This window comes from Rhodococcus sp. NPDC057014 (assembly GCF_042673295.1).
In the GTDB taxonomy this organism is placed as follows: domain Bacteria; phylum Actinomycetota; class Actinomycetes; order Mycobacteriales; family Mycobacteriaceae; genus Rhodococcus_F.
The window spans coordinates 1-10,543 of the sequence record NZ_JBHUSF010000275.1; the positions used below are offsets into that span (position 1 = coordinate 1).

At 60.3% G+C, this 10,543-nt stretch carries 4 protein-coding genes and 2 pseudogenes; all 6 read right to left on the reverse strand.

Translation table 11 applies throughout. The features are described from left to right. Positions 1-537: pseudogene (locus ACFTZB_RS35020) on the reverse strand (IS701 family transposase); the annotation flags it as partial. Between the two features lie 13 nt (positions 538-550). Next, positions 551-1,864 (reverse strand): ISL3 family transposase, encoded by a 1,314-nt coding sequence (locus tag ACFTZB_RS35025; RefSeq protein WP_378438845.1) that lies wholly within the window; start codon positions 1,862-1,864, stop codon positions 551-553. 125 nt (positions 1,865-1,989) lie between these two features. Next, positions 1,990-2,283 (reverse strand): annotated as a pseudogene (locus ACFTZB_RS35030) (transposase); the annotation flags it as partial. Between the two features lie 73 nt (positions 2,284-2,356). Next, positions 2,357-5,608, reverse strand: a complete 3,252-nt coding sequence (locus ACFTZB_RS35035) for a protein kinase (protein ID WP_378438847.1) — start codon at positions 5,606-5,608, stop codon at positions 2,357-2,359. 1,268 nt (positions 5,609-6,876) lie between these two features. Further along, positions 6,877-8,499, reverse strand: coding sequence for a long-chain fatty acid--CoA ligase (locus ACFTZB_RS35040; RefSeq protein ID WP_378438849.1), 1,623 nt, complete (start codon positions 8,497-8,499; stop codon positions 6,877-6,879). Positions 8,500-9,403: 904 nt separating this feature from the next. Beyond that, positions 9,404-10,255 carry an MBL fold metallo-hydrolase gene (locus ACFTZB_RS35045; protein ID WP_378438851.1) on the reverse strand — a complete coding sequence of 284 codons (852 nt, stop codon included), beginning with the start codon at positions 10,253-10,255 and terminating at the stop codon, positions 9,404-9,406. Between the last annotated feature and the right edge of the window lie 288 nt (positions 10,256-10,543).

Below are 10,543 nucleotides of genomic sequence, written 5' to 3' on the forward strand. Positions count from 1 at the left end.
CCGGGTGCCCAGGCGATCCGGATCGGGATCCGCACCCAGGAATACTCCCGCGGCCCGTGTGCGCCGTCGCCGACGGAGATCCGGCGCCACTGCTTCGCCGGGACCGCGGCGATCATCTCGTCGGCACGCCCGGCGCGGCCGTGTGGGGTTAACACGTCGTCGTTGCAGCGCGTGGCCAGCACGTAGGAAATATCCCGTTCCTCTAGCCAGACCCGCAGGTACTTCACCTGCCCGTAGGCCTCGTCGGCGGTGAGCCAGGAGAACGGGACATCGGCGTCGAGGGCGCGTTCGATCATGCGTTGCGCCAGTCTCGGTTTGGTGGCGAATTCCACCTCGTCGCCGATCCCGGCGGCGCGGCACCGGTCCCGGTCGGAGGTCCACGACTCGGGCAGGTACAGCTCCCGGTCGATCAGGGCGTGGCCGGCGGCGCTGGCGTAGGCGAGGAAGGCCCCGATCTGGCAGTTTTCCACCCGCCCGGCGGTGCCGGAGTACTGGCGCTGCACCCCCGGCCGAGCGGGTGCCCTTCTTCAGGAAACCGGCTCTTTCCGTTTCAGAGTGCGTTGATTCGCTCCTGAAGCTGCCCGGAGTGGATCAACGACCGCAAGATGTAGTGGTCGAGATTCCGGAACCCGAGCGCGATGCCACGCAGATGCTCGAGACGGCCGTTGATCGCCTCGACCGGACCGTTCGACACCCCGACATCGAAGTAGGCGAGGATCTCACTACGGCGTTTCCACAGACTGCGGCCGAGTTGTGCCAACTCCTCCAACCCTGCGGGTAGACCGGTTCGGATCCGTTTGAGACACCTGGCCATCGCCAGCTTCCCGGCGCGCTTGTTGGTGTCGGCGTAGGCGGCGATCAGGTCCTGATAGCACCACGCGGTCACTTCCACCGGCAGGTGTGCATCGTCACCGTCGAGTGCGGTGGCGAGTTTGTCCTTCTGCTTGTCGGCGAGCAGGTCGGTGCGGGTGAGCAGGATCCGCCGGATCCCATACAGCGGGTCCCCGACTCGACCGCGATGCCCACAGGTGGCCTGCTGGATCCGTTGCCGGCACACGGTGAGCTTCTCCGCCGCCAGGTGCACGACGTGGAACGGATCCATCACCGCCCGCGCGGCGGGTAGCGCTTCGGCGGTGGCGGTGCGGTAGCCGGCGAACCCATCCATCGCCACCACCTGCACCCGGCTGCGGAAGTTCGCATCCCGCTTGCCCAGCCATTCCACGAGCGCGGCCTTCGACCGGCCCGCCACCATGTCCAACAAGCGAGCAGACCCGGTTCCGTCGATCACCGGCGTCAGGTCCACGATCACGGTCACGAAGTCCGGATCACCCTGCCCGCGAAGGTGTTTCCACTTGTGCTCATCCACGCCCAGACAGCGGACACCGTCGAGGTGGCCGGGCTTGTCGAAGACCAACTCACTGGCGAGTGAGACGGCCAACGAGTTGACGGTGTTCCACCCCAACCCCAGCGCTCGGGCCACAGCCGAGACGGACATCTTGTCGATCGCCAGGCGCTCGAGGATCCAGCGTGCGCATCGCCGGGTGGTGGTGGCCTTCGGTGCGGCGACCGCCTCGATGCGCTGGCGGAAGATCGTGACCTCGCACCCGTCGTCGATACAGGTGAAGCGTGGCAGCTGGATCCGCAGGCGGGTCGGGTGCCCGACCACCGGCAGGTCCGTCAGGACGCGATCGACGTGGTCCCGCAGCCGCCCGGGCTGTCCGCACGTCGGGCAGGTCGGATCCGCTTCGACGGGTCGGCAGTCGATCCAGGTGCGGTCCTCGGCGATGGCGGCGCCGGTGATCGTCACCCCCAATTCGACGGTTCGGCAGATGGTGTCGGCGACGAGGGCGGTAGTGTCGGTCATGGGTCCTGTGGTCGTGAGATGAGCGTGTAGGAGCCTTCATCGTCACACCCCAGGACCCGCCTACATCTTGTGGTCCCCATTTCTCACGCTGGACACCTGTCTACGCACCGCCGATCTGGAAGAGCCAGGAAACCAGTGTCATCGACGATCAACACCCCGGCCGAATCTCCCAGCCGTTCGACCACATAGTCACGCACATCGTCGCGGACCCCGTCGACATCCCAGTCCGCCCGCCGCAGCAGCCGCTGCATACCGTCCGGACTCACCTCACCGGCGCGCTCGGCCAATGTCCATCCGTTCTTGCGCTCCAAACCCGCAACGTACTCACGGACACGGGACCGCGGCTCCGACCGAACGAACCGACCAGAGATCCTTTCATGCAACGCTTCCAACTCGGCAGCAACCAGATCGACGACCACACAACCAGTATCGCTCGCCTGTCAAACAAGTGCCGTTGCAGTACTAATGCGGATTCACGCAGTCTATTGCACCTCAAGGCCGTGTCTCGCCCCTACCTCGCTCAGTTACCCATGCGGCGATCTGCGCACGAGAGGTGAATCCGAGTTTCGTGAGGATGTGCTCGACGTGTCCCTGAGCCGTCCGGGGTGAAATGACGAGCTCGGCGGCAATCGCCTTGTTGGTCAGCCCTTGCCCGACGAGCCCGGCAACCTCGAGCTCCCGTCTGGTCAGAATTGACTCTTCGCGTTTCTTTGCTTCGCTCGACGGCCTCTCACCGAGTGCATACGCGATAGCGCCAGCGTATGACATCTTGATTCCCTCTTGACGTGCGACGTCGAACTTCCTTACGCCGAGCGTTCGCCGTACTTGTCGCTCGCACCCGGTGTGGCATGCGGGAAGGCCCGGCAGATACACAGAGGAGCTGCCTACCGCGTGGCTAACATTGTCAGCAGCCGCCATCAGGACAGCGGCGCGATATGTCTCACCCCTGTCGCCGGCGATCCAGGCAAGTGCTTCCATGCAGGACGCCGAACCGACCTTGTCATTCGCCACCCGTGCTAGCCGGAGCCCCTGCTCCAACTGTGTCGTTGCCCGGTCTCGGTTTCCCCCTCTCCAATAGGCAACGCCGATTGCCCACAGTGCAAAAGCTTGAAATACCGACTCTCCCCGCGACTGCGTAAGGGTGAGGACCTCCTCGAAGGCGGAGATGGCACGCTCGAAGGCTTCTTGCCAGGTGTACGCGAGTCCGAGGCTCATCAGAGCTTCGACCCGGAAAATGAGGTCGTCTGGACTGGTGAAGGACTCGACAGAACCTTCCAAACGCGAACAGGCTAGCGTCAGATCTCCACTGAACATCGCATGAAGACCATCGGCATGCTCAACGAGCGAACTCATCACGCGATCGTGCGACAACTCGGCGAGCGCGCGGCCCTCCTGGACTAGTGCTCCTGTGGCGACGAGGTCACCTTGGAGTGCCGCAAGCACACTGTCCGCCCATAGTGCCTTTGCCCGTTCGATGGTCGGATCGCTTGGTTGGATCGCTAGGAGACGATCGAGCCAATGTCGGCCCTCGTCGAACAACGACCGAGTGTTCCAGAAGACGAACAGCGCAGAAGCCATCCGTAGACCAGTGTTCGGGTGATCGGTCAAACAGAATTCCATAGCTTCCCGAAGATTGGGCTGCTCACGGTCGATCCTGCTGATCCATTCCAGTTGATTGGGGGTGATCCATGCCCTCTCCGCATCTACCGTCAACTTCTGGTACCAATCTCTATGGCGAGCTCGAAGTTCGTGGTGTTCTCCGAGTTGGTTGGCCTTCTCTCGGCCGTAGCTGCGGATAGTCTCCAACATTCTGAATCGCGCGACTTGTTCAGAATTCTCGCGGATTAGGATCGACTTGTCGAACAACGAAGCCACTACGTCGAGCAGATCGGACGAGTCAAGGTCGTATCCGCAAATGTCTTCAGCGGCATCCAACTCGAAACTGCCAGCAAAGATCGACAGACGTGACCACACCAATTGTTCTAGGGGACTGCAGAGGTCGTAGCTCCAGTCGATACTCAACTGCAATGCCTGTTGGCGCGTGGGCGCATTTCGGGCACCTCTGGTGAGCAAGGTGAACCTATTGGTCAGTCTATTGAGTATTTGTTCGGGCGCCATCGCACGCAGCCGCGCTGCTGCCAGCTCAATGGCCAGTGGCAATCCGTCAAGGCGTTGGCAGATTTTTGTCACCGTTGCTTGATTCTCCTCCGTGAGTTCGAAGTCGGGATGGGCTGCGGCGGCGCGATCGACAAACAGCCTGACTGCGTCAAATTGGGGAAGGCTTGACGCTGAATGAATCCCATCGGAGGAGGGTGTGGTGAGTGGCGGGACGCGGAGCACCGCTTCACCTGCGACTGTCAGAGCCTCGCGGCTCGTAGTAAGTATTCGCAATTCGGGGCATGTGCGAAGAAGTGATTCTGCCAGTTTCGCTGTTGCGCTGACAATTTGTTCGCAGTTGTCCAGAACCAGTAGCAGCTGACGCGACCCGAGGAACTCCAATAGTACTTCGTCGGTAGGCCGCCCCGACTGGTTCCGTATGCCGAGCGCACCGGTTACGAGATCTACTAATAGTGATTCATCGCGCAGTTCGCCGAGCCCGACAAACCAGACACCGTCGGCAAATGTGCGCGACGCCTTCGCTGCGGCCTGAAGCGCGAGCCGTGTCTTTCCCACGCCTCCTATTCCAGTCAGCGAAACCAAGCGCGACGTTGTAATCAGCTGGTTCGCTCGTGTGAGTTCATTTCGGCGACCGATGAAACTGCTTAGCTCGATCGGAAGGTTGCCCTTGGTGCTGCGTCGGTAGCTAGTGACCAATGGCAGCATGGCGTTGGAGTTGGGGGACTGTTCGCCATCCGGAATGGTAAGTGGGGCCGACTTCCTCTCAGGCAATATCTGAACTACCTGAGCGCTCAACAATCGTGCTGATTCTGAAGCTGAGGGGCGTTCGTTCGGATCCGGCGACATTGTTCGTTCGATGACGACGCTCACTTCATCTGCGAGGTTAAGGTGAGGTGGCGGGTGCGTCGCCATCCGTAAGAACTGTGCTACTAATCTCTCGCCGCTGCGTCGCTCGAACGGTGCGTGGCCTGTGAGAGCGCAGAAGAGGGTTGCGCCGAGACTGTACACATCCGCCGCGGGACTCGCTTCTTGGCCGGCCAGTACTTCCGGAGCGATAAACGCAGGAGAGCCGGTCACAACGCCGCTGGCAGTTTCAAACCCTCCCGAGATGTGGGCTATTCCAAAATCGCTTAGCGCTGGCTCTCCGTATTCAGTGAGGAGAATATTCGACGGCTTAACATCGCGGTGCAGGACGCCGACCCTGTGCGCCTTTTCGAGAGCAGCCGCAACTAGGGCCCCGATCTTCAGGGTCTCATCTGTGGTTAGTGGACCATGACGACGAATTCTTGCATCCAGCGACCCTTGGGGGTAGTAGGGCATGACGATGTATCGTCGGCCGCTGACCGTCGTGCCAACTTCAAGGATATTGACAATACCGGATTGCCCGGTGAGCCGGCCCATCGCACGTTGTTCACGAACGAATCGTTTTTCGTTCCCTTCATCGACGTCGCTGGTGAGTATTTTGATCGCAACCGTGCGGTCAAGGGCGCGCTGCTTACACCGATACACAACGCCGAAACCGCCACGTCCGATCTCTTGGGCATTGCTGAACCCGGCAGCCTTCAGCTCCGCAGCGACTGGAACCTGCACCTCTTGCTGCGTTTTCAGGGGATCGAGTTCTGCCATCAACTACGTCGATTCGTCGAATCCCGATCGTACTGACGGGGTGCATCTTGACGGGTGGTGCATCGCTGACCTCGCTCGCTGTCTAGACAGCCTCTGCCGAGCGCAGGGTTGAACGCTGTGCCTCTGGTGTCCATATTGCCACTGCTGTCGACTTGGATCACGTGTCTCTCGGAACATGTGGGGGTTGTTCGGTATCAGTCTCCGAAACTCGTGTCGATCATAGGAGACCTGGCAGTCGGTCTGTTCTGTGCGATTGTCCACGCTTGGCCTCGATGCCTGAATGGGACTTGATTTTCCCGACGAAGAAGGGCGGAGGCGCGGGTTCGTCGAACAGAAACCCTGGTCATTCTCCAAATGGAGACTTGTTGGCGGCTCGGGCTCGGTAACAGCAGGGTTTTCTGCATAACACAATATGACCTGAGCAATTCTATACGGTTGGTTGGTACTTCACTTCAGCAGTGAAATGACGGTCCGGTCCCTGCGATATGAAACGCCGCCGCCTGCAAGGCTGTCCGGGAACAGTTCAAAGGTCGCGGCGAGGGCGGCACTCGCCGTTGGCCAATGTGTCCCCTTACAGTGTAGTTGTTTGGTATCCAACCCTTGAGCACTTACCTTGGAGTACCTCGTTGTACGCGACGTGTGGTCTCGGGGCGATGCGCCCGCGCTCCCCACCGTTGGTGATGATGACGCATCTCACGGAATAATGCCTCGACGTCGGGCGCGATACGTCTTGGGGTCGAATGAGGGCGGCGCGAGATCTCAGGCAGTCCGCTCAGACCCGGTTTCGTATCGTTTGAGCCGTGAGGTGACGGATTGTCGGAGATCCCGAACTGTTCGGCGACGTCGACATGCGCGTCACGCACCCGAGCGGCTGGTTCGAAGGCACGCGCCACGGTCTCCGAAGTCGATGACCTGCCAGCTGTGTCCTGATGATTTCAGTGGGTGCGTCAGCCCCGGAAACGTCGTGTTTGGGGGCGCGCGCCGCCTGCTGACGGTGCGGATACGCCCCCGTTCTCTCGGCCTTCGAACGCTTTGCGTGATCCTCTCAAGAAGTTCACCGGCTTCAAGGTTCTCGAGATATGGCGTTCGCAGCTCGGCGCGCAAACGAATCTGACCGTTCACTCTCAAGGTTTGACAGGCTCGCTGATAGCGACACGGCTGCGTGTTGCTCGACCGGTCGAACCTGCATCGCTCACCGAGTGATCCTGATTTTGAGTACTGCGCCCTGCTGTGTCAGCGAGCATTGGGTGGCGGCTGGTGTAGCGCCTTCACAACTTGTCAATGCTAAGGAGGCCGTTGCAGAGATCGGCTCGCAGACGTTTCTTGTCGAACTTTCCTACGCTGGTCTTTGGGATTTCGTCGACGAATGTCCAGCTTTCGGGGATCTGCCACTTCGCGACTTTGTCGGCGAGGAAGGCGCGTAGCTCGGTGGGGGTGAGATGGCTGTCGCGGTGTAGCACCACGGCGACCAGTGGGCGCTCGTCCCATCTGGGGTCTGGGGTAGCGATGACAGCGGCTTCGAGGACTTCGGGATGACCCATGACGGCGTTCTCTATGTCGACCGACGAGATCCATTCGCCGCCGGATTTGATGAGGTCTTTTGTCCGATCGGTGAGGGTGAGGTATCCGTCGGGGCTGATCGCGCCGACATCGCCTGTGCGAAGCCAATCCTCTTGGAAGCTTCCGACTGCGTCGTGGCGGTAGTACGACGAGGTGATCCAGGGACCGCGAACTTGGAGTTCGCCGATGCTGAGGCCGTCGCATGGAACGAGATTGCCGCTGTCGTCGACAAGTCTCGCTTCGACGGATGCCGGGAATCGTCCTTGCGAGTATCGGTAGCGCCACCGCTCTGCTCCCTCGGTGTTTGCGGGCGGACGGGCTACGGATCCCAGCGGGGATGTCTCGGTCATTCCCCAGGCGTGCAGGACCGAGACCGAGTGCTGGTCTTCGAAAGCGTGCATCAGCGACGGTGGAACTGCCGAGCCTCCGATGAGAACCTCGCGTAGGGACGAAATGTCTTGTGGGTTCTGCTCCAGGTATGCATGCACTCCTTGCCAGATCGTCGGAACCGCGGCTGCGAACGTTGGCTGTTCCGAGGAAAGGATTTGCGCGAGGGGCTCTGGTTGGAGGAATCGGTCCGGCATGATCAGCGAAGCTCCGATCATGAAGCCTGCGTATGGTAGCCCCCATGACATGGCATGGAATTGAGGAACAACGATCAGTGCGCGGTCCCCTTGCCTAAGGTTAGGGCCATCGCTCGAGCACACCTGCATCGAGTGCAGGTACATCGACCGGTGCGAGTAGATAACACCCTTTGGATCGCCGGTGGTGCCTGAGGTATAGCACATCGCGGCCGCGGATCGCTCCTCGATCTGAGGCCAGTCGAATGTGCTGGGGTGTTCGGCGATGAGTTCCTCGTATGAGTGGACCTCCATACCCGGGGGGGCGTCGATCTCTGGCGTGGACCCACCCGTAACGATCACATGTCGCACGGTGGACAGATGGCACAGATGTGGTTGTAGCAGAGGAACCAAGGCCGGATCGACAATGATCACCTGGTCTTCGGCATGGTTCGCTACATGAATCAACTGCGACGGGAACAGGCGAATATTGAGTGTGTGTAGCACCGCACCCATCGAGGGAACCGCCAGGTATGTCTCAAGATGCTCGGCGTTGTTCCACATGAATGTGGCAACCCGTTGGTCACCGTCTATGCCAAGCCCGCGCAGTGCATGAGCCAGAGCAGCGGATCGTGCGCCGACTTCGGCGTAGGTGCGGCGCTGGGGACCGGCGTCCGACCATGTCGTGACTTCGGCTCGGGCGTGTCTTGTACTGCCTTGTTGCAGCAGGCGTGAAATGGAGAGGGGTGCTTCATTCATCGTGCTTCGCATTGTGATCTCCTGCGAGAAGGGAGTTGTTGGGTGTTGGCATGGCTGGCCGCAGTTTCTGGCAAATCGCCGTCGCGATGGTAGCCGTTTTGGAGTGGATCATCATTCACCCCTCAACAGGATGGCTGCTGTGCCCGACGGGGGTATTAATTTATTGCCGACGCAAGGAGAGCTCGGTGGGGTGCATTTCCACGAGACTTCGAACCTGAGCCGCGTAACGGAGGTTTCACGCCCCATATGTATCGAGTGAATGGGATTCGCCAAATGCGGAGTGCGGTTGAGCTGTGTCTCATTGGGGGGCGGAGGCTGGATGCATCTTCCTTACATCGCGACGGTGCCGCCACATAGGTCTTGTCGGAAGAAATCTCGACCACCTATCAGATGGAGAGGATGCGCGCTGGGTGTGGCACCCGCGTTGCTGGTCAATCGCGTGGGGCGAGTGTCTCCTTCAAAAGATGACGGTGGCCGAGCTAGCAGGGGAGCAAGGTTGGTGATTGCGACTTTCGCCGCTCGGAACTTGCGGAGGACAGGTGTGGTGATCAATCAAGTCTCGTATTGAGGACCCCCACGTAGCGGGATTGCTTGTGCCGAATAAGTTTCGATCCACCCGCAGCCAATCGAACTTCCAGTTCACGTGCTAGACCTTCGGCGTCCGACCTAATGTCAGATCCAAGGCGGCAGTAGCCGCGGCTTCGCTTTCGCCCCAAGAATCTATTTGCCCGACGTTAGGCCGTGTAGCACTTCTGGGCTTGGCATTGATCGGTTGCGCGAGCTATGGACAACGACCGGTGCCGTCGACTGAAGCCGCGGGTAGTTGATGCCAAAACGTATATCGGCCGCCGATTCTCGATGAGATGTCGCCCGGAATGTGTTGCGGATGTCGATGAACGTCACGGCTTGGCTCGACTCAGGTGCGTGCGTGTTCGAAGTATGCGTGCGCGGAGTATTGCAATGTCCAGAGGTTGCCGTGGTCGGGGTAGAGCCAGGTCATCCGTTTTACGACCTGTTCCTTGGTTTCTGCGGCGCGAACGGCTTCGGCGAAGTCGCGGATGTACTGTCGGGTTGTATCCATCAGTACCCGCGCCGGTCGATCGTCCGCGTCGGGCTTCTTGTGACCGGCAACCACGACCTCTGGGCGGAGTTGCTCGATCTTGTCGATTGTGGCGATCCAGTCGTTCCATTCGTCGGGGGTGGTCAGTGCCAGCATGGCGTGGATCTGGTTGTAGACCGCATCTCCGGCGATGACGGTGGCGATCTCGGGTACGTGGACAACAGTTGTGGGAGAGATGTCAGCTTGGCCGACTTCGACGATCTCCAGTGGTGACTTGTCGGCATAGAGTGTCGTTCCGTCGAGGGGTTCGGGGAGTGGGCCGAAGTCCACGCACTTCTCCCCGAACCAGGAATTCCATTGGTACTTTTGTCGATCCATCGTCGCTGTCATGTATTCGATGACTTCCGGTGTCGCGACGCAGCGGGCGCCCGGGAACCGCTTGAGTAGCGGGCCGAGTCCGAGGTAGTGGTCGGCGTGTCCGTGGGTGACGTAGATCGTGGTCAACTTCTTTCCGGTTGACTCGATCAGATCACCCAACTTCCGAACGTCGTCGATCAAGTATTGTGCATCGACCAGTACCGCTTCGGTCGGTCCGGTGATCAGGGTCGACGTGGTGGGTGAGAACGTTCCTCCACCTGGCAGCGTCGGCCAGGAACTCGTATACACGAGGGCGTTGACACCGCTCCCGTTCGGGGATGCTTCCGACATGCGACCTGTGTTCACGACGCCTCCATCGTTCGATGTGGCCGGCGGTCTGCTCTGAACTCCGAATGCGACGCCACCGGCCTATTGACTGATCCGCAGGGCCAAACCTAGACCATTCCAATTGCTATTTACAACCGCTTGCGGTTCAAGGTCGGTATATTCTAGGATTGTGACTTGGGGCACGAACGACGGTTGTGAGAGGACTCCCAGATGAAACGAGATGTCGAGTTCGCGGTGCAGGACGGAACCCTGCTCCGTGGGTACCTGCACTCCGCACCCGCAGGCGGCGCG